A 23,524-nucleotide genomic window follows, 5' to 3' on the forward strand; every position below is an offset into this window, starting at 1 on the left:
GCAGCACGCGTAAATGCTTAGTAAAGTGATCCGTGAGCTGCCGCTGCTCCGTCGTCGACGGACCGGGGCATGAACGTAGACCGGAGAAGAGGCCTTCATGGACCGCCAGCAAGAGTTTGTCCTGCGCACGATCGAAGAGCGCGACGTACGTTTTGTGCGCCTGTGGTTCACCGACGTCGTGGGCTCGCTCAAATCGGTGGCGCTGGCACCCGCGGAGGTCGAAGGCGCCTTCGAAGAGGGCCTCGGCTTCGACGGCTCGGCCATCGAAGGCCTTGCTCGTGTCTTCGAGTCAGACATGCTGGCCCAGCCGGACCCGTCCACCTTCCAGATCCTTCCGTGGCGCGGCGAGACCGAGCAGACGTCCCGCATGTTCTGCGACATCCTGACTCCCGACGGCGAGCCCTCGGCAGCGGATCCGCGAAACGTCCTCAAGCGCACCCTGGCCAAGGCCGCCGACATGGGGTTCACGTGCTACACGCACCCCGAGATCGAGTTCTACCTGCTCAAGTCGCAGGAGCCCGGCCCTGACGGTTCACCCATTCCGGTGGACGAGGGCGGCTACTTTGACCACGTCCCCGGCGGCGTGGCACAGGACTTCCGCCGCACCGCCGTGACCATGCTGGAATCCGTGGGTATCTCCGTGGAGTTCAGCCACCACGAAGCCGGCCCGGGCCAGAACGAAATCGACCTGCGCTACGCGGACGCCCTGCAGACTGCGGACAACATCATGACCTTCCGGACGGTCATCAAGGAGGTGGCGCTGCAGCAGGGCACGTACGCCACCTTCATGCCCAAGCCCTTCACGGCCCACCCGGGGTCGGGCATGCACACGCACTTCTCGCTCTTCGAAGGTGACACCAACGCCTTCTTCGAGGCAGGGGCCGAGTTCCAGCTCTCCAAGACGGCGCGCCAGTTCATCGCCGGTATTCTCAAGCACGCCCCCGAATTCACCGCGGTCACCAACCAGTTTGTCAACTCCTACAAGCGCCTCTGGGGCGGGGGAGAGGCGCCCAGCTACCTGAGCTGGGGGCACAACAACCGCTCCGCCCTTGTCCGTGTCCCGCTGTACAAGCCGGGCAAGGGACAGTCGGCCCGGATCGAATACCGCGGAATCGACTCAGCCGCCAACCCCTACCTTGCCTACGCCGTGCTCCTGGGCGCCGGGCTGAAGGGCATCGAGGAGGGCTACGAGCTGCCCGCAGCGGCGGAGGACGACATCTGGTCGCTGAGCTCCGCGGAGCGCCGGGCGATGGGCCACGACCCCCTTCCCGCCAGCCTGCACGACGCCATCCGGGCCATGGAGGACTCGGAACTGATGCCGCAGATCCTGGGCGAGCAGGTCTTCGAGCACTTCCTGCGCAACAAGCGGGCGGAGTGGCAGGACTACCGCCTGCAGGTGACCCCTTATGAGCTGCAGCGCAACCTCGCCATCCTTTAGGCGGCTGCGGTGAGCTTGGCCCGCCGGCTCATTACCGCCGGCTTCAGCGACCTCGAGAAGGGCGAACGGTTCCTCGCTGCCCCCGAGCTGGAGGGCATTGACCAGGACATCCTGTTCGCCGGCCTGCAGCTGGCCGCGAACCCTGATGCCGCGCTGCAGTCCCTGGTCAGGCTGATTGAGAAGCACCCGGACCTGCGGAAGCTGGCCGCGGCGGACACCGAGGTGAGCGAACCGCTCTACCGGGTCCTTGGCGCCAGCGAGGCACTGGGTGAATTCCTGATCCGGCATCCGGAGCACCTCGACGCCTTCAGCGTGACCGCCAGCCCGGAACCGCTCCAGGCCGACCCGGCCGAGCTGCGTGCACAGCTGCTCAGGTCGGTGCGGGCCGACCCCACCGCAGCCCGACCGGTGGCGGGCATCTCCGGTCCCGAGGCCTATGAGGCGCTCCGCACCGCCTACCGCCGGGGCGTGGTGGACCTCGCCGTCAAGGACCTCTGCGCCGCTGACCCGCTGGACTTTATGCCCGCCGTCGGCGCCGAACTCGCAGACCTGGCCGGCGCGGCCATCGAGGCCGCCCTTGCGGTCTCCCGCGCCGAAGCGGCGGGAAAGTTCGACGCCGGGGAGGTCGCCGACGTCGCACTGTCAGTGATCGGGATGGGCAAGTGCGGAGCCCGGGAACTGAACTACATCTCCGACGTCGACGTCATCTACGTGGTGGAGGCAGGCGAGCTGGACGACGCCCGGGCCAACACCATCGGCACCGCGCTGGCGTCCGGCATCTCGCGTGCCATTTCCTCCCCGGCGCGCGAGCCCGGCCTGTGGGAGGTTGACGCCAACCTCCGTCCGGAGGGAAAGTCCGGCCCGCTGGTCCGGACGCTGGCTTCGCACCAGAGCTACTACGCCCGGTGGGCGGAAAGCTGGGAGTTCCAGGCGCTCTTGAAGGCGCGCACCATTGCGGGCGACGCCGAGCTGGGCGCGCGCTACGAGGAGGCCGTCTCGCCGCTCGTGTGGACCTCGGCGAGCCGCGACGGATTCGTTGAGTCCGTGCAGGCCATGCGGCGCAGGGTGACAGAACATATCCCGCCGGCCGAGGAACAGCGGCAGATCAAGCTGGGCCGGGGCGGGCTGCGGGACGTCGAATTCACTGTCCAGCTCCTCCAGCTCGTGCACGGTAAATCGGACGAATCCCTCCGCCGGCGCGACACGACGTCGGCCATAGCCGCACTGTCCACCGGCGGCTACATCGGCCGGGCAGACGCGGCCGCGTTCGACCACGCCTACCGGTACCTGCGGCTGCTCGAGCACCGCATCCAGCTTTTCCAGCTGCGCCGCACCCACCTCATGCCGGTCAAGGAGGAGCCCCTCCGCACCCTGGCCAAGGCAGTGCTGGGCCCCTTCTCCACCGACCGGCCGCACCCCGACGCGCTCCTTGCCGCATGGCAGCGGACCAAACGTTCCGTCCGTGAACTCCACGACCGGATCTTCTACCGTCCGCTCCTGAATACGGCCGCCAAGCTGAGCAGCGAGGACGCGCGACTGACTCCGGAAGCCGCGCAGGGCCGGCTCGCGGCACTCGGCTACCGGGATCCGCAGGGCGCACTTCGCCACATCGAGGCGCTGACAGCGGGGGTCAGCCGGCGTGCTGCCCTGCAGCGGCAGCTGCTGCCCATCCTCCTGGGCTGGCTGGCTGAGGGCGTGGACCCCGACGCCGGGCTGCTCGCCTTCCGCAGGATCAGCGAGGCCCTGGGCACCACGCACTGGTACCTCGGCATGCTGCGCGATTCCGCTGCGGCGGCCGAGCGGCTGTGCCACATGCTGTCCAACTCCCGCCTCATCGCCGACCTCCTCGAGGTGTCGCCGGAATCGGTGTCCTGGCTGGGGACGGACAAGGAACTGGCGCCGCTGAGCTTTGAGACGCAGTGGCAGGAGATCACCTCCAAGATGTCCCGGCACGCGGACCCGGAAAGCGCCATGCGCCTCATCCGGCTCATCCGGCGCCGTGAAATCCTTCGGATTGCCATCGCGGACAGCGCCGGCCTGCTCCGCCAGGACCAGGTGGGGGAGGCGCTGGCCGAGACGGACCGTGCCGCCATCCTTGGCGCCCTGCGGGTAGCGGAAAACATTGTCTCCGCCGCCGGCCCGTTGAAGACCTCGGTGCTGGTGGTGGCCATGGGCCGGCAGGGCGGGCTGGAGATCGGCTACGGGTCCGACGCCGACGTCCTGTACGTGCACCGTGCGCTGCCCGGTGCCTCGGACGATGAAGCCCAGCAGCAGGCCGCGAAGATCGTGGGCCATCTGTCCACCCTTCTGACACAGCCGCTCAAACCGGCGATCATGGCCGAGCGGGTTCTTGCCGTGGACGCTGACCTTCGCCCGGAAGGCAAGAACGGGGCGATGGTGCGGTCGCTGGAGTCCTACGGCGAGTACTACCGCCGCTGGTCGCTCATCTGGGAGGCGCAGGCACTGCTCCGTGCCCGGCCGATCGCGGGTGATGACGGCCTTGCGGCGGACTTCGTGAAGCTGATCGATCCCATCCGCTACCCGGACGCCGTCTCCGACGCGGACGTCCGGGAGGTCCGCCGCATCAAGGCGCGGGTGGAGTCCGAGCGGCTGCCCCGCGGCGCCGATCCTGCCCGGCACCTCAAGCTGGGACGCGGCGGCCTCAGCGACGTGGAATGGCTGGTACAGCTGCTGCAGCTCCAGCACGCCGGAAGCCACCCGGAACTGCGCACCACGTCAACCCTGAAGGCCCTTCACGCGGCGGCCTCGCTGGGGCTGCTGGAAGACGACGACGCCCGCCTGCTGGCCGACGCCTGGCGGCTCGCCAGCCGGATCCGTTCCGCGAACGTGATCTGGACGGGCCGCGCCTCGGACCTGCTGCCCTCGTCCCGGCGCGACCTGGAGGCCGTGGCCAGATGGTGCGGCTACGAGGAAGGGATGGCCACAGCGTTCGAGGAGGACTATCTGAGGGTGAGCCGACGGGCCCGCGCCGTGTTCGAGAAAGTCTTCTACGGCCACTGAACCGGTGCTAGGTTTGGGCGCATGGCTACCCAAATCTTCATGAACCTGCCCGTCAGGGACCTCGATCGATCCGTGCAGTTTTTCACGGCGCTGGGCTTTACGTTCAACCAGGACTACACGGATGAGAACGCCACCTGCATGGTGATCAACGATGACGCCTTCGTAATGCTCCTGGTGGAGAAATTCTTCAAGACGTTCACCGCCAAGGAGATCGTGGACGCAACCTCGGCCACCGAGGCCATCTTGGCCTTCTCTGTGGATAGCCGGGAGGCCGTGGACCAGATGGTGGGCAAGGCCCTGGCCGCCGGGGGAACCGAATCGCAGCCGGTGCAGGACTACGGCTTCATGTACAGCCACAGCTTCCAGGATCCGGACGGGCACCTGTGGGAGGTCATGTGGATGGATCCGGCGGGTCCGCCCGCCGACGGGACGGCACCTGCTTCCTGACGGATCATGAGTCCGGACGTATGGCTCATTCCGTTGCGCGACCTGGATGCCGATGCCCGCGCCATCCAGCTGGGTGCGGTGGCGGAACTGGAACTCGCACCGGGCCAGCAGGAGTTTGTGGGCGACCCGCTGCGCATGATGCTGGCCGGGCTCGAGGACGGGTCCCGCAGGCCCTATGTCGTCGAGGCGGGCGGCAGGGCTGCCGGGGTGCTGACGCTGCAGTCGGGGGCAGCCCGGCTGGCCGGCTGGCCCGACGACGACTCCGCCTGGCTGCTCCGTGGGTTCCTGATCGACAGACGGCGTCAGGGACAGGGGCTGGGCCAGGCGGCTGCCTCCGCGGCAGTGGCGGCGGCCGCCAAACTGACGGCAAGGCTGGGAGGCGGCCAGACCGGCGTCGTGCTTTCAGTCAACCAGAGCAATCCCGCCGGGCACGGAGCCTACCTGAAGGCCGGTTTTGCGGACAGGGGCATCTACCTGGGCAGCGAGACCGGTCCGCAGCGGACCATGTACGCACCCTTCTGACCGATCATCCCGTACGGAAATACCGCCGGACCGTTGCGCCGACACGGGGGCGTGCCTACGCTGTGTCTTGGCAGTGCACTTCAAACCTTGTTGGGGGGAAGGCTTGAAAAGGTCTTCGTCTCGGAGGCACTCGCCGGAACAGGCTGGCTCCCGGTCTCAGCACGCCTGGAGCCAGCTTTCGGCGCCGGAGCCTCCGTACCGCCAGCCTCCGTACCGCGAAAGCCGGCAGGCCTTGGCACGCCAGGACGCGGAGCACGCCCGCGCACACGCGAAGGGCGGCCGCGCCAGGAGGCTCAGGAGGGCCGAGCTTCTGCTCATCGGGGCGGGTGTTGCCGCCACGCTCATCGGGGCGGCCTACCAGTACGCCGGGATCAGGAGCACGTTGGAAAGCAGCACCGCTTCCTCCCTGTATGCCCAGCAGCAGGAGATCGACAGGATCTTCGTGGACAACGTCGACCTGCAGCCGTACTTCTGGCACCGACAGGAACTGCCCGACGCATCGGCGATCCGGGATCCTGCGGCGAAGCTGGGGGCACAGCAGCTGGCTGCCCGGGCTGAAGCGACGGCCCACCGCATCCTGGATCACTTCGCCCACCTCAAATACCAGATGGGAACGCAGGCGTTCACCTCCGAACGTTCCGACTGGGAGGCCTACATGCGGCGGAGTTTCGCGGACTCCCTCATCCTGTGCCGGGCTTTGCGGGGAGACCAGGAAGCGTTTGGCGGCACCGGTGCAGACTCCCTCTGGGTGCGCTACGCAGAGGAACCCTGCCGGGGCTCATGAACGGGGTCTTTCGGACCGTGTCCTAATCGTGAGAATTGTCCCCGGCGATCCTCCGCCAAGGCCTCATTTGGGCGAGTAGTTTCAGTGCACCACTAAAGGGAAGGTGCGCGGCCATGACTATCACTGAATACATCTCAGGCATTGCGATTATGACCGGATCGTTGGTAGGCGTCTTGGGCCTTTCTTTCGTGATCCTCCGTGCCCGGTCCCACCAATAACCCGGTGGGCTGTTGGCGGCCATGAAAAACTGCCCGTAGATGGCCACGGAATTGCCCGCTGACTTGAGTTCCAGGGGTCGTTGCAACACCCGTGCTTAGCTGGCTATCAGTAAATCACGAAGACGCTGGGCTGGGGTGTCCCAGCCCAGTGTTTTGCGTGGCCGTCCGTTGAGTTCCTGGGCGACGTGTTCGAGGTCCTCGGGGCTGTAGGCGTTCAGGTCGGTGCCTTTGGGGAAGTATTGGCGCAGCAGCCCATTGGTGTTCTCGTTGGATCCTCGTTGCCAAGGGCTGGCGGGGTCACAGAAGTAGACGTCCATGTCGGTGGCGATGCTGAAGGCCTGGTGCTTGGCCATTTCAGCGCCCTGGTCCCAGGTGAGAGATCCGCGCAGGTGCGCCGGTAGGGTCGCCATGGTTTTGATCAGTCCGTCACGGACCGATTCGGCGGTGTGGTCCACCGGCAGATGCACCAGCATCACGTAGCGGGTGGTGCGTTCGACCAGCGTTGCGATTGCCGACTGGTTGTAGGCTCCGGTTATCAGGTCCCCCTCCCAGTGGCCCGGGACGGCGCGGTCTTCGATCTCCGCGGGTCGTTCGGAAATGTTGATCATCGGGTCCCGGAAACGACTGGTGCGTTCCTCTGGATTCCTGTGCTGTTTGCGGCGTGTTCGGCCGGTGCGCAGGGCCTCTTTGACCTCGCGTTTGAGTCCGCCGCGGGCTTGGAAGTAGAGGGCCTGGTAGATCGTTTCGGGGCTCACGCGCATCTGCTCGTCATCGGGGAATTCCTTGATCAGAAGCTTCGAAATCTGTTGCGGTGACCATCGTGTGAGGAGCTTGTTCTTGACGTAGTCGTGCAGTTCTCCGGGTTCTGCCAGCTTACTGGCCTTGGGCCGGGCCCGGGCAGCGGTGGCGGCCCGGTGGGCGCCATAGGGCAGGTAACCGAGTATCGGGTGGCTGTTGCGTTTGATTTCCCGGCTGATGGTTCCCACGGACCGGCCCAGTTCTCTGCCGATCGCCTGCATTGACGTCCCGTTGGAGCGCAGGTCCGCGATCCTCTCCCGCTCCTGCAGGGACAGGTAGCGGGCGCTGACGGGCTGTTCCAGGGCTTCCAGCGCCACCGGGGCGGGTACTGGTTCTACCTCTGCCGGCCGTTCAGGTGCCGCTACCGGGGCTGAGGGTTCTGCAAGACTAATTGTCACTTCCTGTTTATACGGCAGATCCAGGCTAGGGACTTCGGCAGCGGCCGTGTCCCTTGCGGCCTGTTGTCGATCCCACACGTAGGAGCTCTGTTTGCTGGCCCCAACGGCGAGAGCGGCGTCTCTCCGGCTGGCTCCTTCTTGACGCAAGCGCAGATACTGGGTCTGTTTCTCTGATGGCCGTCGCAGGCAAGTAGAGGCCATGCCGGCACTAATGGCCCAGTTCGAGCAGGTGGAGCGGTTTAGACCCAACTGCGCCGCTGCTGCACTCACGCTGCCGATTTCGCGGAGCACGCTGAGGAACTCCTCAACCATCGCCGGTGAGTAGCGCTGCGGCGGACCGGTCTTTACTGACCGGGTGGTCCCTGGCTTCCTGGCCGCCGGATTGATTCGGCCGGCCCAGGTGTGCGCGGTGCCGATATTCAGCCCCAACTCCTTGGCCGTGGCCACAATGCTGCCGGTCCGATCAAGGAGGGCATAGAACTGCTCCTTCTCGGCCTGGGTGTACTGGCGCTTGCGCCTAATCCCGGCAGCGTTGGCCCACTTCTGGCACGTGCTCCTGTTCAGTCTGAGTTCCTTGGCCGCCTCGACGACGGTTCCCAGACGCGCCAGGGCGGAAAGAAAATCCTGTCGTTGAGCCCGGGCATGGGACTGCTGATGGCGCTTCACCGGCGCAATAGCCAAAGGCGCGGATCGCTCTGTTGAACGAGACTTTTTCTTTAAGGACGAACTATTTCTTGATGATGCTTCCATTGGTGTTGCAACTCCGGATTGTCGGAGGTGTTGCAACGATCGCTAGAACTCGCCTGATGGACACCGGGACTGCCCACGTATGGCCATGAGTTCTGCCCAGCTGTGGCCGATTGGTTTGCCCGCATTGTTCGCTGATCCCGCCGTGTCGTAAGACGGCGGGGGCCTCTTCCCGTTTGGATTTCGGTGTCGAATCGAATCCGCTGACAGGAAGAGGCCCTGAATGAAGGATGCCCTAGAAACCGTGAAGATTCTTGCTGCCTATGATCTGACGAAGTCGCTGCGTGGTGCAGCGGAGCTGTCAGGTTGTTCCCACCACACCGTCGACCGGCTCGTGCAGGCTCGTGATGCCGGCCGTGCACCGGGGGCCGTGTCCGACCGGCCCAGAGTCACTGATGCGTGGCTGCCGAAGATCGAGGAATGGGTCGAAAAGTCCAAGGGCCGGATCCGCGCTGATGTCGTTCATGCCAAGCTCGCCGCGATGGGCTACCGGGGTTCGGACCGCTCCACCCGCCGCGCCGTCTCCCAGGTCAAAGAGGCCTACCGGCGCGGAAACAAGCGGGTCCACCGTCCCTGGATCACCGAACCGGGCGCCTGGCTTCAGTACGATTTCGGCGACGGGCCGGTCATCGATGGAGTCAAGACCGTGCTGTTCGTCGCTTGGCTGGCCTGGTCCAGGTTCCGCATCGTGATCCCGCTGCGGGACCGGACGGCGGCGAGTGTTTTCACCGCCCTGGAGCGGTCGTTCCGGCTGCTCGGCGGCGCGCCGACGTATGTGCTGACCGATAACGAGAAGACCGTCACCACCTTGCATGTTGCCGGCGTGCCGGTCAGGAACCAGCAGACCCTGGCGTTCGCGAAGCACTACTCGATCGAGGTGCTCACCTGCCAGCCGGCGGACCCGGCCTCCAAGGGCGGGGTCGAATCGTCCGTGAAGATCGCCAAGGCAGACCTGGTGCCCAAAGACACCAACCTGCTAAACGAATACGCCTCGTTCGCCGAGCTCGAGGCGGCCTGCACCGTGTTCATGGATCAGGTCAACGCGCGCGAGCACCGGACCACCCGCCGCCGCCCCGTGGACATGCTCGCCGAGGAGGCCGCGTCCTTGCACCGCGTCCCGGACACAGCCCACACCCTCGCCTATGGGGTCGGGCGCCGGGTCCCGGAGAACATGCCCATGGTTTCGTTCGAGAACGCCCAGTACTCCGTGCCTGCCCATCTGCTCGGGGCCGAGGTGTTCGCCCGGTTCCACGGGACCGGGCCGGACGCGCAGGTCGTGATCGTGCACGTCGGCGCCGGCGGGCCGGTCGAGGTCGCCCGCCACGCCCTTGCCCGGCCGGGTTCCCCGGCAATCCTGGACGCCCACTTCCCGGACCACCAGGAAAAGGTGCCCGGCGACTATAAACCCGTGCCCCGCTCCAAGGCGGAGGCCGAGTTCCTGGGCATCGGCGCCGGAGCGAGGACCTGGCTGCTCGAAGCCGCCGCGGCCGGAGCGCAACGGATTAACGTGAAGATGGCCGAGGCCGTCGCGCTGGCCAAAATCGCCGGGACCGGCGAGGTCGACAAGGCCCTCGGCGTCGCCGCGATCCACCACCGCTTCGCGCACGGAGACCTCGCGTCCTTGCTGAACGCGGGCGGGACCCGCACCGGGCTGCGCACCGCCGCGGAGGACAAGTCCCTCACCCAGGGCACCGCCGGGTGGGCAGGCCTCGGCACCACCGGCACCCGGGAGGGCACCCGATGAGCATCACAACCGCGAACACCACCGCACCGGCCCTGCCCACCGACCTCGAGGCACTCATGCGGCAACTAAAAATGCCCCACGCCCGCGCCATCGCCCCGGACGTCCTGGCTACCGCCCGTGCTCAACGATGGGAACCGGCAGAGGTCATCAAAGCCCTGCTCGCCGAAGAAACCAAGGGCCGGGCTCGGTCGATGCTCGCCACCCGGCGCAAGGCCGCAGGGTTCCCCACCGGCAAGACCTTCGCCCTCTGGGACGAAGCCGCCTCATCGATCCCGGCACCGACCCAGCAGGCCCTGCGCACCCTGGAATGGATCCACCGGAAAGAAAACCTCGTCGTCTGCGGACCCTCAGGGACTGGGAAGACGTTCTTCCTCGAAGCCCTCGGGCAGCAGGCAGTCGAAGAAGGGATGCGCGTCGCCTGGTTCACCCTCGAGGACCTCGGCGCCCTCATCCGCTCGCACCGGGCCGACGACACCGTCACCCGCGCCGTGGCCAGGATCCTCCGCGCAGATTTGGTCATCGTCGATGACATCGGGCTCCTCGCCGTGGCCACCGACGCCGCCGAAGGCCTCTACCGGGTCGTCGACGCAGCCTACGAAAAACGCGCCGTCGCGGTCTCCTCGAATCTCCACCCCGCCGGCTTCGACGAGCTCATGCCCAAGACCCTCGCCACCGCGACCGTCGACCGGCTCCTGCACCACGCCCACGTCTGCCAAACAACCGGCGACTCCATCCGCCTCACCCAGGCTCTGGCCGGAAAGGGCGTCATGCCACTGAACTAAACCCTAAACCGGTGGCCAGCACCCCACCCCGAAGCCGGGCAAACCAGCTGGCCACCACCGGGCAGTTCTACTGGCCACCAGCGGGCAGAAATGCTGGCCGTCTATGGGCAATTCCTAATGGCCGTTGACAGTGGGCGGAGGTGTGAAATCCCTCGGCGCGGGGGCTTTCGAAGAATCACCAGTTGTTCTACCGTTGCGGCTATGAAACTGCATGTGACATACCAAGGTGGAGACAAGGACAGTAAGTCTGAGCTTCGAGAATTATCGGAGTTCCCGATTGAACTTCCCGGGGGCAGGTACGACTTGACCTTCAGGCACGCGAGTCAGGACCCCGACCCGACGGAGGCCGCGGCCAAGTGGGTGTCCCAGGAGTCGTGAACCGCAGACGACGAAAGGCCGGCTCCAGGTAATGAAACCTGGGGCCGGCCTTCGCTGTAACGGGATCCTTACGGACTAAAACCGGTTTAGCCTTTGATCTGGCTAGACGCCGTAGTACGGCTCGAACTAAACCAGCCTTGTGGCCGTGATCGAATGGCGCTGATTTCCTCTAGATTCCGCGGTTTTTGTGGTTGGGCTTTATAGCTTGATATTGGCCTTTTATGGACCTCTTGCGGACTTTTAGCGGACTAGCCGTTCCCGACCACACGGATGGCTCTCAGCTCCGCGGCTTGGCGGTACCGGGCCTGGATAGCTTCGATGTCCGGTTCGGAGAACTTAAGGTCCGTGCCAATGCGGTGCCGCGGCCACAGCTTTTCCTTCAGATGTCGGTACGCCGTGGAGCGGCTGATCCCGCACATAGCAGCAACACCCTCGAGCGTGTAGAGCACAAGGTGCGGCGGATACTTAGCCCGCCGATCGTCATTCTCAACCGGATCAGAGTTAGCGGCCGGTTCCACTTCGGGGCTGTCGATCATGCGTAGATGTTATCCGCGGCGACTCATCCCACCAGGCAGCAGCCTCCCACGCCCGCCTTCGGTTGGTCCGGAGTCCGGGGCAGGTAATGAATTAGCACCCGCATTCATTCCGGTAAATCCGCGGCGGGTTTATCCTTTTCACTATGAGTGCAAGCGAGGAATCGCTCGACTCAAGGGCGCCGGGGGGCATGAAGTCGAGGGGAACGCGTAACCCGGCCATGTGGGGTCTGATTGGGGTCTTGGCTGGATCCGTGGTCAGCGGAGCTTTTTCTGTATGGACTTCCGAGAAGGCTTACCAGGCCAGCGAAAACGCCGCGAACCGGGCACAGCAGTCCACTGAACGAATCATTGAGGAAGAGAACAAGCGGAAACGGGACGAATTTCTAAGGGATCAACGCGTCGCCACTTATAAGCAATTCCTAACGGATTCTAGATTGTATGAGGACGCACAAGCGGACTACCTCTTCGCGCTGTCGCAACCGGAGCGCTACAATGTGGCTGCCTATCTGACCGCGTTGGAAACGACCAATAGGCAGTTCGTGGGCTCGGCTTGGGGCATGGAGTTTTTTTCCCCGGCGAAACTTAAAACGGCCGCTCAAACCCTCACGCAAGAGTTGTACGCGAGGTACTTGATGCTAACAAACTACCGCCAACCCGATGAGTGGCAGGCGCTCACCCAGCGCATAAACGGGGGACGGGACAAGCTTAACGAACTGGTCAGAAGTTCGCAGATTCCGCTAGCGAGGTCCTTTCGTCCTGAGCTGGCCCTCTGCTCGGGCTATAGGCGGCGGCCCGCTTTTTTTATCCACCGTCTATTCGGGCAGGAATCCGGCGTTCGTTTACCCCAGCGGATCCTCAACGGCCGGCGCCAGATAGTCGTACCGGACGCCGGCAAGGGTGAACGTGGGCATGCCCCCAATATATCGGCGGCGTCTACCGGGGTTCGCGAGCAGGTCATCCAGCGCGCCGCCGCATCCTGTTTCACCACGTGAGGCAGCCTAAAGGGTGGTGCCGACAAGCGTTGGGCAGACGGCCCTAGTTAGCCTCTCTGGGGAATGCAGGTTGCTGAGCAATAGACCCGTCCGTCATCCTGTAACTGCTTGTCGTTGTGGTGGAAGAAAGGGGTCCCCGCTCAGCGATCTTCTTCAGCGACTGTGCCATGGTCTTCAGTTGGCCACGAGTGGAGGTACTCGAAAAGCTGTGCGTGGAGTGGAGCATGACATCGACGTGCAAATCGAAGTCATCGTGGAATTTTTTACCTGACAGATCCTCATAGTCGACAGATACGACAACTTCATCCGGAATTGGATTAAGATTCTGCAGACGCTCCTGGCCAGCAACAGAACCGCCAAACCACCAAGTGTTGCGCAACTCTTGACGTGGGCTCAGAACTCCAATTGGACGGGAATAGCGCTGGACGATGCTGCTAGCTCCACGGTCCTTGCCGGGATCGCCAGTGATTATCTCGCGGTCAAACGACACTTGCAGGTTCCTCGCGACGGTTGCCCCATCATTCCGGACGACAAGATCACTGCTCGTATCGCTCTCGGTGGCGAGCTGAAACTCAGCAACAACGACTGGACGACTCCGGTCCGCACTGTCCCGGGTGGAGGCCCTTAGTGCATTTATGGCGATGACGCCTGTTGCAATAGCCGCCAAAGCGGACAACCCCTGACCATAGTCATTGACCCACTTGAATACCGGGGACAGGATGATCGCAACTACTCCCAGGGCAATCGCCCCGTAGATCAGGGCCTTGTCACGTTTGGATCTCATCCGGTAATTCTTTCAGATGCAAAGATGGCTCTTACGCCGCCAGAGTCACGGCGTGACCTAAGCTGATGAAATTCACTTGCAGCCAACCACATGGGGGGACGAATGTCCGAGGAATCAACGCCAGCATCGAAGCGCCCGAAATGGGAGACGGACACTGCGGAAAAGGTCAAAGAGAGTATCCGCAAATACTCAAAGCCGCTGGCAGACTTGATCGCACGTGACGCCAACGAAGGCGACACGCGTCTTTTGGTCACAGACCTGCTCTGCGAAGGGCTCGGTTGGGACAAATACGCCGAGCTGACAACTGAATACCAGGTCAAGGGCGAATTCGCTGGCTATGGGATCCGCTTGGACAAGCAGCTCATAGCGTTCATCGAGGTGAAGCGAGCTACGACTAAGCTCAACAGCCGACACCTCCGCCAGGTGGAGATGTACGCAGTTAATGAAGGCGTCGAATGGCTGATCCTGACAAACGGGTCCCACTGGCAGGTATTCCGCCTTATCCCTGGCCTGCCCGTCACGATCGACCTCGTGTTGGACGTCAATCTCGCTTCAGACGAAACCGTGGCGGCTAAGGTTTCGCAGATGTTCTACCTCCACAAAGAATCACTCAAACGCTCCCAAATAGAGGATGTCTGGAAGGCTCGGGCGGCAACAGCGCCGAAGGCTCTGGCTAACGCGATTCTTTCTGAGACCGTCCTGAATGAGCTGCGCAAGGAAGTCAAGCGACGTTCTGGACATTCCATCGATGCGGGAGACTTAGGCAGGCTTGTGCGGGACTCGGTACTGGTTCTCGAGCTGGCCAAGTAGGTGTGACGAAATGGGTTCGTGGAAGGCCGAGTGGGTAGCAATTGGCATCTCCGTGGCAGCTCTCTTGGTGTCCGGCGGAGGCATCTACTACCAGCAGCAGGAGTTGGCCGTCGCACAGCAGCAATGGGCAGATGAGCGCGGCAAGATCGATGCCGATGCGCACGTATCTACCTACAACCAGAGGTGGACGGAAAAACCTGCGGGGTCAAACATTCCGGAGTCAGAGCTTGTGGCGCCCGTTGAGCTGTACATCATTATCAAAGTGACTAACTCAGGAGCGACCGCGACGGCGGTCAAAGAAGTGGGTATCTGGAAGAACGGGAACGAAAAGCTGAAAGTCGGGGCGGTACTTTGCGATCCAGCGGACCGTACGAAGCCAACCGTGAGTTGCAACTTCCCGGTGCGCGTCCCTGAGTTTGGCAGCGCGACCTTCTACCTGCCATTGAGCCAATATTTGAAGACGGATCTTCAGTGCAACGAGTACGTGAAGGACAACGGCATACGCGGTTACGTCGAGCGCATTGATGGGGACCTCACGACGGCTGCCAGCGACGCCACTGTGGCGGCGGCATCCTACTGTCCCTTCACTCCGCCGAAGCCATAGGTGGCGGTTCGCAGCCCCACCAGTCTGCGCGTGATAACGGAGGTCGCTTTGCTGAGTGTTCAACAAGAAGTTCCTCGCTGGTCGTAATGACCAGCGAGGAGTTTATTGTTTCAAAAAAATGAGGTGGCCGAGGGTGCGGGCAAATAGTGGGTGGAGTGTCCTCTTCTTATGTAGGTTCCGTATCTGGGCCGCTGTGAACCACTTGTATTCTTGGGCTTCCAAGGTGGGCGTCACAGGGAACTGCTCGGAAACCTCGCCATATGTGGCCGGACAAGGAAGAATCGGCCCGTGCAGCTGTGGCGAGAGTGCTCGAGGAGCGGTTGACTATGCGGACAGAGCAAAACGGGTAGTGGATTCCGCAGACGACAAAGGCCGGCCTCAGGTGGTGAAACCTGGGGCCGGCCTTTGCTGTAACGGGATCCTTGCGGACTAAAACCGGTTTAGCCCTTGATCTGGCTAGACGCCGTAGTACAGCTCGAACTCGTACGGGTTCGGGCGCAGGGACAGCGGGCGGATCTCGTTCTCGTACTTGTACTCGATCCAGGTGTCGATCAGGTCCTGAGTGAACACTCCGCCGGCCTGCAGGAACTCGTTGTCCTCAGCCAGTGCCTGCAGTGCCTCCTCGAGGGTGCCCGGAGCCTTGGGGATGTCCTTGGCTTCCTCGGCGGGGAGCTCGTAGAGGTCCTTGTCGATCGGAGCCGGCGGTTCGATGCGGTTGCGGATGCCGTCGATGCCGGCCATCAGCTGGGCAGCGAAGGCCAGGTACGGGTTGGAGGAGGGGTCCGGAGCGCGGAACTCGATGCGCTTGGCCTTCGGGTTGGAGCCCGTGATCGGGATACGGATACCGGCGGAGCGGTTGCCCTGCGAGTAGACCATGTTGACCGGGGCTTCGAAGCCCTTGACCAGGCGGCGGTAGGAGTTGACCGTCGGGTTGGTGAACGCGAGGACGGCGTCGGCGTGCTTCAGCAGGCCGCCGATGTACCAGCGGGCGGTGTCGGACAGGCCGGCGTAGCCCTTCTCGTCGTAGAACAGCGGTTCGCCGTTGCTCCACAGCGACTGGTGGCAGTGCATGCCTGAGCCGTTGTCACCGAAGACCGGCTTCGGCATGAAGGTGACGGACTTGCCCCAGGCGTCAGCGGTGTTCTTGATGACGTACTTGAACTTCTGCAGGTCATCAGCCGCGTGGGTCAGCGTGGTGAACTTGTAGTTGATCTCGGCCTGGCCGGCGGAGCCAACTTCGTGGTGGCTGCGCTCGACCTCAAGGCCGGCCTCGTCCAGGGCAACACACATGGCGTCGCGCAGGTCGGCCTGCTTGTCGGTCGGGGAAACCGGGAAGTAACCGCCCTTGACGGGGGTCTTGTAGCCGAGGTTTCCGCCCTCTTCTTCACGTCCGGTGTTCCAGTGCGCTTCTTCGGAGTCGATCTTGTAGAAGCTGCCCTCGGGAGAGGACTGGTACTGGACGTTGTCGAACACGAAGAACTCTGCTTCGGGAGCGAAGAATGCGGTGTCGGCGATGCCGGTGGAGGCGAGGTAGGCCTCAGCCTTCTCTGCCACGCCGCGCGGGTCGCGGTGGTACGGGTCGCCGGTGCGGGGGTTCACGATGGAGAAGTTCAGCGCAAGGGTCTTCTCCATGCGGAACGTGTCCAGGAACGCGGTGGTGACGTCCGGAATGAGCTGCATGTCAGACTCGGCGATGCCCTGGAAGCCGCGGATGGAAGAACCATCGAAAAGCTGGCCGTTGACGAAGAAGTCGGCGTCCACGCTCTTGGCGGGCACGTTGAAGTGCTGCTGAACGCCGGGGAGGTCGGTGAAGCGAATGTCGATAAACCGAATGTCTTCATCTTTGATGAACTTGAGGACTTCGTCCGCAGTCTTGAACATCTATGCTCCTTACGCATATGTAATAACTGGCTCTAAAGCCAAGTGGTCCAGCGCAATCCAATGAGCGGAAACACAAAAGTGCCCCGCTCCAGGCTCGCTAGCAACTGTTACCACCCTAGGGATTGGGGATTTCCCGTCCGTGTCCGCTTTGTTTCCGGCAGGTTACAGAACCTACTGATATGTAAACGCTATACGGTGTCCACACTGTGGTCCACGCCTATCCAAAGTGTGAACGTCCGCGGTGCTGCCGGCCGCTCGGTAAACTTGGTAGGTGGTAGATCGCAAAGACATTGGTTCGTGGCTCAGCGGGCCTGACACTTCCGGCATTTCCAAGTACCCGGGGGAACGCCTGGGCTTTCCCGAATCGGGCACCGGATCCATGGCCCGCGCCGGCCGGCGCATCCTGGCGATCACCATCGACTGGGCCATCGCGCTGCTGATCAGCAACGTGTTCCTCGCCGGCAATTCCATGGCCACGCTTGCCGTCTTTGCCGCCGAGCAGATCCTGCTAATCGGAACCCTGGGCTACAGCATCGGCCACCGAGTGATGGGAATCCACGTGGTGAAGCCGGATGGCTCAGCTGCCGGTCCGCTGGCCGCCCTGGTCCGCACCGTGCTGCTCTGCCTGGTAATCCCGGCGGTGATCTTCGACCCCGACCAGCGCGGGCTCCATGACAAGGCCATGAACACGGTCCTCGTCCGCAGGTAGCCGCCCGGCCGAGAGGTACCCCCGGCGGAGCGCCCACCGCTCAAACAGGACGGTGGCAAAGGGGAAAACCGCCGAGAGGCCGGCGAACAGTGCCACCTTGAACGGCCAGCGCTGCAGCCGCCACAAGACGAGGGCGGCCACCCCGTAGCCGATGAACAGCACGCCGTGCACCGGTCCGGCAATCTCCACGCCGAGTTCGGTAGTCCCGGCGATCCACTTGAAGTACATGCCGGCCAGGAGTGCGGCCCAGCTGAAGGCTTCGGCCACCGCCAGCAGGCGGAAGGCGCGGACGACGGCGGACGCAGACGGGAATTTCACAGGAGGCTCCGGCTTCTGTAGGGGCTGGGGTCTGGCTGGTGTGTGTCGTTGAAATGAAAACGCCCCGGGGCCGGCGCAGATGCGGCGGCCGCCGGGGCGGATCAGGCGGACTAGCGTCCGCGCTGGGGGCGGGCCTTGTAGGGGTCCACGCCCTTGGGGATCGGGAGGCGGGAGCCCAGCGACGAGATGCGCTTGGACACTGCGCTGACCTCGGTCTTGGTGAGCTCCTTGTTGAGCTTGTTCATCTTTTTCGCGACCTGGCTGATGGGCACCTGGCCCTCGCCGCGTCCGGTCTCGATGACGTGGATGGTGACATTGGGAAGGATGCGCGCCAGCTTCTTCCGTTCGCCTTCGATCAGCGGGCGCACGCGGTGCGTGGGCCCTTCAGCAACGAGTACGACGCCGGGACGCCCGACAGCGCGGAAAACGGCGTCCTGGGTCCGCGGGTTCACAGCCACGGGCTGCTCCTCGGTGATCCAGCCGCGCTTGAGCGTGCTGAGGGCAGCCCCCGACGCTCCCGGCTGGTTTTCGATCTGGGCGAAGGCAGCCCGCTCGGCGCGGCGCGAAAGGATGAACGTTGCCGCAAGGAATCCCAGCGGGATGCCGATGATCAGGCCTGTAATCCAGTTATTCAGCAACAGGCCAACCACGAGGCTGACGGCCACGACGCCCAGGAACGCCAGGAGCATGAGCCACGGAACCATGGGGTCGTGGCGGCGGGTCATATTGAAGACTTCGCGGATCTGCTTGAGCCGGCTGGGCTTCTTTTCCTTCACGGCTTTGGGTTTGCGCCCAAAGAGACCGCGCTTGGAGGCATCAGCGGCCGCAGGAGTGTTGTTGCTGGAGTCAGGGGATTTCGCCATAGTGCCTTAATTCTACGTGATCCACGACAAAGGGCCGGACGCCGGAAAGTACCAGTGTCCGGCCCCTGGCCGTGGGAAATATATGGTGTTACTGGTGCGCTGCGAGCAGGGAGCTGGCTTCCTGGCGGGTGGATCCGGAGGATTCGATGTGGGCGAGTTCGGCGGGGATTTCCCAGCCCTTTTTGCGCATCGCGGTGGCCCAGAGCCGGCCGGCGCGGTAGGAGGAGCGGACCAGGGGGCCGGACATGACGCCGAGGAAGCCGATCTCTTCGGCCTCGGTGGCGAGGTCGACGAATTCCTGTGGCTTGACCCAGCGGTCCACCGGGAGGTGGCGTTCGGAGGGGCGCAGGTACTGGGTGATGGTGATCAGGTCGCAGCCGGCCTGGTGCAGGTCCTTCAGGGCTTCGGAGATCTCGTCGCGGGTTTCGCCCATGCCCAGGATGAGGTTGGACTTGGTGACCATGCCCAGGTTCCGGCCCTGGGTGATGACGTCCAGGGAGCGTTCGTAGCGGAAGGCGGGGCGGATGCGTTTGAAGATCCGGGGCACGGTTTCGACGTTGTGGGCGAACACTTCGGGTTTGGCGTCGCAGATCGCGGCGATGTGGTCGGGTTTGCCGGAGAAGTCCGGGATGAGGAGTTCGACGCCGGTGCCGGGGTTTAGTTCGTGGATCTTGCGGACCGTTTCGGCGTAGAGCCAGACGCCTTCGTCTTCGAGGTCGTCGCGGGCGACGCCGGTGACGGTGGCGTAGCGCAGGGCCATGGCCTGGACGGAGCGGGCGACTTTGGTGGGTTCGAACATGTCGACGGGGGAGGGTTTGCCGGTGTCGATCTGGCAGAAGTCGCAGCGGCGGGTGCATTCGGAACCGCCGATCAGGAAGGTGGCTTCCTTGTCTTCCCAGCATTCGAAGATGTTGGGGCAGCCGGCCTCTTCGCAGACGGTGTGCAGGCCTTCCTTCTTGACCAGGTTCTTCAGGCCGACGAACTCGGGGCCCATCTGGACCTTGGCCTTGATCCAGTCCGGTTTGCGTTCCACCGGGGTGGCCGCATTGCGCTGCTCGATCCGCAGCATTTTCCGGCCTTCTGGTGCCAGTGTCACAGGAGAGCTCCTTCGGGGGTTGCAACTAGGGCGTCTTCATTGTTGCGCAGTTCCTCGGTGATCCGCGAAACGAGATCTGCCGGGGACACATCGCGGCCAGTTTCCTGGGCGATGGTGGTCACACCCGCATCGGTGATCCCGCAGGCGATGATCTGGCCGTACGGTGCGAGGTCGTTGTTGCAGTTGATGGCGAAGCCGTGCATGGTGACGCCCTGGCTGACCCTGATGCCGATAGCGGCGATCTTGCGTGCGGGGCCCTTGGCGTCCTCTTCGATCCAGACGCCTGCGCGCCCCTTGATCCGGACAGCCGTGATGCCATAGTCGGCGAGCACCGCGATGATCACGGCCTCTAGGCGCTCAACGTAGTCCCGGATGCCGGCCTTGTTCTTCAGTTTGATAATCGGGTATCCGATGAGCTGGCCCGGCCCGTGCCAGGTGAGCTTGCCGCCGCGGTCCACGGGAACCACGGGGGTGCCGTCGAAGGGCCGCTCGTGATCCTCGGTCAGCTTTCCGGCCGTGTAGACGGCGGCATGTTCGAGGAGGAGTACCGTGCTGGGGGCCTTGCCGGCCAGGACATTTTCATGGATTTCGCGCTGGATGTCCCAGGCGTGGCTGTAATCGACGAAATCCGGGGCAAGACCGAGCTTTGTGAACTCAAGAGTCATGCGTTCCAGCTTAGACCTCAGCCGGCTTCCTGCCAGATAGTGTGCCCAAGCTCTCACCCTGTTGCCGGTCACATTCCGCGCCATCCGCGACGACGGCGGGGCCCCGGGCTTGCCTGTGGATAACTTCTGCAGGAATCCCCGGATTCCGGTACTCCTTAAGCCATGGACCAGCACAGCCCGGAAAACCACAGTCTCGAAACGCGCAGCCCGGAAAGCAGCCGCAGAGCGCATCCGCACGGTTCTGCCGGGGGAGCGCCTGCCGTCGCGGGCTATTCGGTGTGCCGCTGGCTGGGCCGGGGCGGCAGCGCGGACGTGTGGCTGGTCTCGCAGGACTCCACCGGCGAGAAGCTTGCCCTGAAGTGCTTCGGCCGGCCACGGGGTAGCGGTGAACCAGGCAGCGGTGAACCAGGCGCTGCGGGCATGCCCCCTGCCGTGGCGCGGGAGGAGGATGTCCGCCGTGAACTCCTCGTCATGTCAGTGCTGGACCACGAGCACCTGGTGAAGGCCTGCGGGGTGGTCAGGACGGATCAGGCTGGAGGGGGCAGCTTTGGCCTCCTCATGGACTACGCGGCCGGTGGTTCGCTCCAGCAGATGGTCACGGCGAGGGGCGTCCTGAGTGTCGGCGAGACAGTCACTGTTCTGACCCCGATCGCGCAGGTCCTGGGCTACCTGCACGGCAAGGGCTTCACCCACTCCGACGTCGCACCCGGCAACGTGCTTTTCACCGCCCACGGGAAGCCGCTGCTGGCCGACCTCGGCGTGGCCCGGATGGTCGGGGACGCTTCCGGCATTCCTGACCGGCACACCGAAGGCTTCGCGGATCCGGCTCCGGTGGACGCAGTCCGGGCGGGACTCCAGCCGGAACGAGACGTCTATGCGGCCGCCGCCTTGGGCTGGTACTGCCTCACCGGACAACCACCTCCGCCGTCAGCGGCGAGGCCACCGCTCTCGCTGGTTGTGCCGGAGGTGCCGGCCGAGCTGGCAGCGGTGCTGGAAGCGGGGCTCAGCGACGACCGTCGGCAACGTCCCGCCGCCGCCGAGTTTGCCACGGCCGTGTACCGCAGCGCGGCCGCGGTCCCTGTGGATCTGTCCCGCTCCGTCCATGACACGGTACTACCCGAGCTGCTGACGCGCAGGCCCGTCCCGCCGCCGGGCGGGCGGGTGAAGAAGCGCCTGCTCGCCTGGGGAAGGCGGTTGCGGACGGCCGCGTGGGTGGGTGCCTTGGGCCGGCCGTCATGGCATGGAGCGCCGGCGGACCTGGTTCCGTCGGTCCCGCAACCAGATCCCAGGCACGCCGCGGTGAGGCGCGTGGCCAGGCACGCTGCGGCCAGGCACGCCTTGGCCAGGCACGTTGCGGCCACGCACCCGGCTCACGCTGCGGTCAGGCACCCCGCGGTGAGGCGCGCCGCAGACAGGCAGCGCGGCCGCAGCCGCCGACTGGCAGTGGCCGGCGGCGTGCTCACGGCGGCGGTTCTCGCTGGCGCCGGGCTAGTGGGGCTGCCCGGCACGGCGCAGGAAGCAGGCCCGGCAGCACAAGAGCCGGCAGCACAAGAGGTGGACCTGCCGGCCGGTCCCGCACCTTCGCAAGGCCCCGACCTTCCCGATGATGTCAGGCGGCGGCTCGCGGCGAAGGATCCGGTGGAGGCCGTCCTCGGACTGGCGCAGCTCCGGTCACTGGCGCTGCGGGAGGGCAGGCTGGATTTGCTCGACGATGTGAATGCTCCGAATACTCCCGCTCATGCCGCAGACCGGCGGATCCGGGCCGGGCTGGAGAAATCCGGGACAGTGCTGGCCGGGTTCACCACGAGCCTCTCCGCCGTGCGCCGCCTGCCCGGAAGCACGCCCGGGAGGGCAGTGGTGGCGGTGACGTCGTCGACCTCGGCTTATGAGGAGCGGTCGGCCGGCGGCGCCGTCGTGGCTGCCGGAACGCGGCAGCAGGACACCAGGCTGCGGCTTGTCCTGGTCCAGGCCGCGGGACGCTGGCGCATCGCAGACATCCTGCCGGCAGGCTGAACACCACCCAGAACGGAGAACAACTATTTGTCGCCGGCGACCCAGGCGGCGGCAAGCGCCACCGAAGGGTGCTGCCAGGTGAACCCGCCGTCCCTGAGCAGCGTCGGCTCGAGCCGCTGGCTGGCGAGCAGGAGTTCGTCGGCCAGCTTGCCCATAACGAGGCGCAGTGCCGGGGCCGGCGCACGCAGCACCGCGGGGCGGTGAAGGGCCCTTGCCAGCCCCGCCACGAGGGTGTTGACATCGGCGGCTTCCGGCGCCGCCACATTCACGGGGCCCGAAGTCCCGGAGGTGAGGAGGAATTCGAACGCTGAGGTGAGGTCGGGGAGGGTGATCCATGGCCAGTACTGCCGGCCGTTGCCCAGCGGACCGCCAACGCCTGCCCGCAGCAGTGGCAGCAGGCGTCCCATGGCCCCGCCTGACCTGCTCAGCACCACTGCGGTCCGCGGGGTCACAACCCGGACTCCGGCGGGGGCTTCATGGGCTGCCGCTTCCCACTCGACGCAGATGCGCGCCATGATGCCCTGCCCGGCGGGGGACTCCTCGGTCAGCATGGCCTGCCCGGCGTCGCCGTAGTATCCGGCCCCGGACTGACTGATGAAGATCCGGGGCGGGGAGTCGAGGTGGCGCATCGCCGAAGTCAACGTCCGCGTGGGATCGAGGCGGGACCGGAACAGCTCATCGATCCGGTGCGGTGTCCATGGCCCGGCGCCGATGTTGGCGCCGGAAAGGTTGACGACGGCGTCGGCACCCTCAAGGCAACCCGGGTTCAGAGTCCCGCTGGCGGGATCCCAAGGGATCTCCGACGGCGACGACGGCGGCCGTCTCACCAGCCTGACGACGTCGTGCCCGTCGGAGACGAGGCGGGAGGAGAGTGCGGTTCCGATGAGCCCGGAGGCACCGGCCATGACAATTCGCATGATCCATCTCACCATGCCCGGCACGGCAGGGCACCTCCACGATGGCTCATGTCACGTTG

At 64.6% G+C, this 23,524-nt stretch carries 20 protein-coding genes and 1 pseudogene; 12 read left to right on the forward strand and 9 right to left on the reverse strand.

The window, feature by feature from the left end; all coding sequences use genetic code 11:
- Window positions 1-97: 97 nt before the first annotated feature.
- From glnA (ABRP34_RS00660) to ABRP34_RS00680, 5 genes are all read left to right on the forward strand, one after another.
- Window positions 98-1,438, forward strand: coding sequence for a type I glutamate--ammonia ligase (glnA, locus tag ABRP34_RS00660; RefSeq protein ID WP_003801714.1), 1,341 nt, complete (start codon window positions 98-100; stop codon window positions 1,436-1,438).
- A 9-nt stretch (window positions 1,439-1,447) separates the two neighbouring features.
- The gene (locus ABRP34_RS00665; RefSeq protein ID WP_003801713.1) at window positions 1,448-4,459 is read left to right on the forward strand and encodes a bifunctional [glutamine synthetase] adenylyltransferase/[glutamine synthetase]-adenylyl-L-tyrosine phosphorylase; all 3,012 of its coding nucleotides are present in this window, start codon (window positions 1,448-1,450) and stop codon (window positions 4,457-4,459) included.
- Between the two features lie 21 nt (window positions 4,460-4,480).
- Entirely contained in the window at window positions 4,481-4,906 is a 426-nt protein-coding gene (locus ABRP34_RS00670) for a VOC family protein (protein ID WP_353711871.1), read from the forward strand.
- Between the two features lie 6 nt (window positions 4,907-4,912).
- Window positions 4,913-5,428, forward strand: coding sequence for a GNAT family N-acetyltransferase (locus tag ABRP34_RS00675; protein ID WP_353711872.1), 516 nt, complete (start codon window positions 4,913-4,915; stop codon window positions 5,426-5,428).
- A gap of 232 nt (window positions 5,429-5,660) precedes the next feature.
- A complete protein-coding gene (locus tag ABRP34_RS00680) occupies window positions 5,661-6,212 on the forward strand; it encodes a hypothetical protein (protein ID WP_353711873.1) in 552 nt (183 codons plus the stop codon).
- A gap of 313 nt (window positions 6,213-6,525) precedes the next feature.
- Here ABRP34_RS00680 and ABRP34_RS00685 read toward each other — a convergent pair whose 3' ends face one another.
- On the reverse strand, window positions 6,526-7,545 hold the full coding sequence (locus tag ABRP34_RS00685; protein WP_353713280.1) for an IS30 family transposase: 1,020 nt from the start codon (window positions 7,543-7,545) through the stop codon (window positions 6,526-6,528).
- A gap of 1,051 nt (window positions 7,546-8,596) precedes the next feature.
- Between ABRP34_RS00685 and istA the strand changes: the two genes are divergently transcribed.
- Window positions 8,597-10,117, forward strand: coding sequence for an IS21 family transposase (gene istA / locus ABRP34_RS00690; protein WP_353711874.1), 1,521 nt, complete (start codon window positions 8,597-8,599; stop codon window positions 10,115-10,117).
- Window positions 10,114-10,899: an IS21-like element helper ATPase IstB gene (gene istB / locus ABRP34_RS00695; RefSeq protein WP_353711875.1), complete on the forward strand. Its 786-nt coding sequence runs from the start codon at window positions 10,114-10,116 to the stop codon at window positions 10,897-10,899. Before istA ends, istB begins: the two co-directional genes overlap by 4 nt.
- A gap of 626 nt (window positions 10,900-11,525) precedes the next feature.
- Here istB and ABRP34_RS00700 read toward each other — a convergent pair.
- Window positions 11,526-11,813, reverse strand: a complete 288-nt coding sequence (locus ABRP34_RS00700) for a helix-turn-helix domain-containing protein (protein WP_353711876.1) — start codon at window positions 11,811-11,813, stop codon at window positions 11,526-11,528.
- 251 nt (window positions 11,814-12,064) lie between these two features.
- Here ABRP34_RS00700 and ABRP34_RS00705 point away from each other — a divergent pair, with 251 nt between their 5' ends.
- A complete protein-coding gene (locus ABRP34_RS00705; RefSeq protein WP_353711877.1) occupies window positions 12,065-12,805 on the forward strand; it encodes a hypothetical protein in 741 nt (246 codons plus the stop codon).
- Window positions 12,806-12,848: 43 nt separating this feature from the next.
- Here the strand turns inward: ABRP34_RS00705 and ABRP34_RS00710 are convergent, their stop codons facing one another.
- Complete coding sequence (locus ABRP34_RS00710) at window positions 12,849-13,589, reverse strand: hypothetical protein (protein WP_353711878.1); 741 nt, start codon at window positions 13,587-13,589, stop codon at window positions 12,849-12,851.
- 102 nt (window positions 13,590-13,691) lie between these two features.
- Between ABRP34_RS00710 and ABRP34_RS00715 the strand changes: the two genes are divergently transcribed.
- Both ABRP34_RS00715 and ABRP34_RS00720 read left to right on the forward strand, forming a co-directional pair.
- Window positions 13,692-14,399, forward strand: a complete 708-nt coding sequence (locus tag ABRP34_RS00715) for a type I restriction enzyme HsdR N-terminal domain-containing protein (RefSeq protein WP_353711879.1) — start codon at window positions 13,692-13,694, stop codon at window positions 14,397-14,399.
- Window positions 14,400-14,409: 10 nt separating this feature from the next.
- Window positions 14,410-15,003 carry a hypothetical protein gene (locus tag ABRP34_RS00720; protein WP_353711880.1) on the forward strand — a complete coding sequence of 198 codons (594 nt, stop codon included), beginning with the start codon at window positions 14,410-14,412 and terminating at the stop codon, window positions 15,001-15,003.
- Between the two features lie 456 nt (window positions 15,004-15,459).
- Here ABRP34_RS00720 and glnA (ABRP34_RS00725) read toward each other — a convergent pair whose 3' ends face one another.
- Complete coding sequence (gene glnA / locus ABRP34_RS00725; RefSeq protein ID WP_003801701.1) at window positions 15,460-16,884, reverse strand: type I glutamate--ammonia ligase; 1,425 nt, start codon at window positions 16,882-16,884, stop codon at window positions 15,460-15,462.
- A 271-nt stretch (window positions 16,885-17,155) separates the two neighbouring features.
- Here glnA (ABRP34_RS00725) and ABRP34_RS00730 point away from each other — a divergent pair, with 271 nt between their 5' ends.
- On the forward strand, window positions 17,156-17,593 hold the full coding sequence (locus ABRP34_RS00730; RefSeq protein WP_003801699.1) for an RDD family protein: 438 nt from the start codon (window positions 17,156-17,158) through the stop codon (window positions 17,591-17,593).
- 6 nt (window positions 17,594-17,599) lie between these two features.
- Here ABRP34_RS00730 and ABRP34_RS00735 read toward each other — a convergent pair.
- The 4 genes and pseudogenes from ABRP34_RS00735 to lipB form a co-directional block, all read right to left on the reverse strand.
- Window positions 17,600-17,911, reverse strand: a pseudogene (locus tag ABRP34_RS00735) (DUF3817 domain-containing protein); the annotation flags it as partial.
- Between the two features lie 110 nt (window positions 17,912-18,021).
- Complete coding sequence (locus ABRP34_RS00740; protein ID WP_353711881.1) at window positions 18,022-18,774, reverse strand: DUF4191 domain-containing protein; 753 nt, start codon at window positions 18,772-18,774, stop codon at window positions 18,022-18,024.
- An 88-nt stretch (window positions 18,775-18,862) separates the two neighbouring features.
- Window positions 18,863-19,870 (reverse strand): lipoyl synthase, encoded by a 1,008-nt coding sequence (gene lipA, locus ABRP34_RS00745; protein ID WP_353711882.1) that lies wholly within the window; start codon window positions 19,868-19,870, stop codon window positions 18,863-18,865.
- Entirely contained in the window at window positions 19,867-20,535 is a 669-nt protein-coding gene (gene lipB, locus ABRP34_RS00750) for a lipoyl(octanoyl) transferase LipB (RefSeq protein ID WP_003801692.1), read from the reverse strand. The genes lipA and lipB overlap by 4 nt, the downstream gene beginning before the upstream one ends.
- Window positions 20,536-20,697: 162 nt before the next feature.
- On the opposite strand from lipB, the gene ABRP34_RS00755 reads away from it, so the two are divergent.
- Window positions 20,698-22,548 (forward strand): protein kinase, encoded by a 1,851-nt coding sequence (locus tag ABRP34_RS00755; protein WP_353711883.1) that lies wholly within the window; start codon window positions 20,698-20,700, stop codon window positions 22,546-22,548.
- Between the two features lie 23 nt (window positions 22,549-22,571).
- Here ABRP34_RS00755 and ABRP34_RS00760 read toward each other — a convergent pair whose 3' ends face one another.
- Window positions 22,572-23,465: a TIGR01777 family oxidoreductase gene (locus ABRP34_RS00760; RefSeq protein WP_353711884.1), complete on the reverse strand. Its 894-nt coding sequence runs from the start codon at window positions 23,463-23,465 to the stop codon at window positions 22,572-22,574.
- Window positions 23,466-23,524 lie beyond the last annotated feature (59 nt).

It is taken from the genome of Arthrobacter sp. K5, from assembly GCF_040448525.1.
Classification (GTDB): domain Bacteria; phylum Actinomycetota; class Actinomycetes; order Actinomycetales; family Micrococcaceae; genus Arthrobacter; species Arthrobacter globiformis.

Coding starts and splice junctions, on each gene's coding strand:
- glnA (WP_003801714.1), top strand. CDS start 98: ATGGACCGCCAGCAAGAGTTTGTCCTGCGCACGATCGAAGAGCGCGAC.
- ABRP34_RS00670 (WP_353711871.1), top strand. CDS start 4,481: ATGGCTACCCAAATCTTCATGAACCTGCCCGTCAGGGACCTCGATCGA.
- ABRP34_RS00675 (WP_353711872.1), top strand. CDS start 4,913: ATGAGTCCGGACGTATGGCTCATTCCGTTGCGCGACCTGGATGCCGAT.
- istA (WP_353711874.1), top strand. CDS start 8,597: ATGAAGGATGCCCTAGAAACCGTGAAGATTCTTGCTGCCTATGATCTG.
- istB (WP_353711875.1), top strand. CDS start 10,114: ATGAGCATCACAACCGCGAACACCACCGCACCGGCCCTGCCCACCGAC.
- ABRP34_RS00700 (WP_353711876.1), bottom strand. CDS start 11,813: ATGATCGACAGCCCCGAAGTGGAACCGGCCGCTAACTCTGATCCGGTT.
- ABRP34_RS00710 (WP_353711878.1), bottom strand. CDS start 13,589: ATGAGATCCAAACGTGACAAGGCCCTGATCTACGGGGCGATTGCCCTG.
- ABRP34_RS00715 (WP_353711879.1), top strand. CDS start 13,692: ATGTCCGAGGAATCAACGCCAGCATCGAAGCGCCCGAAATGGGAGACG.
- ABRP34_RS00720 (WP_353711880.1), top strand. CDS start 14,410: ATGGGTTCGTGGAAGGCCGAGTGGGTAGCAATTGGCATCTCCGTGGCA.
- glnA (WP_003801701.1), bottom strand. CDS start 16,884: ATGTTCAAGACTGCGGACGAAGTCCTCAAGTTCATCAAAGATGAAGAC.
- ABRP34_RS00740 (WP_353711881.1), bottom strand. CDS start 18,774: ATGGCGAAATCCCCTGACTCCAGCAACAACACTCCTGCGGCCGCTGAT.
- lipB (WP_003801692.1), bottom strand. CDS start 20,535: ATGACTCTTGAGTTCACAAAGCTCGGTCTTGCCCCGGATTTCGTCGAT.
- ABRP34_RS00755 (WP_353711883.1), top strand. CDS start 20,698: ATGGACCAGCACAGCCCGGAAAACCACAGTCTCGAAACGCGCAGCCCG.
- ABRP34_RS00760 (WP_353711884.1), bottom strand. CDS start 23,465: ATGCGAATTGTCATGGCCGGTGCCTCCGGGCTCATCGGAACCGCACTC.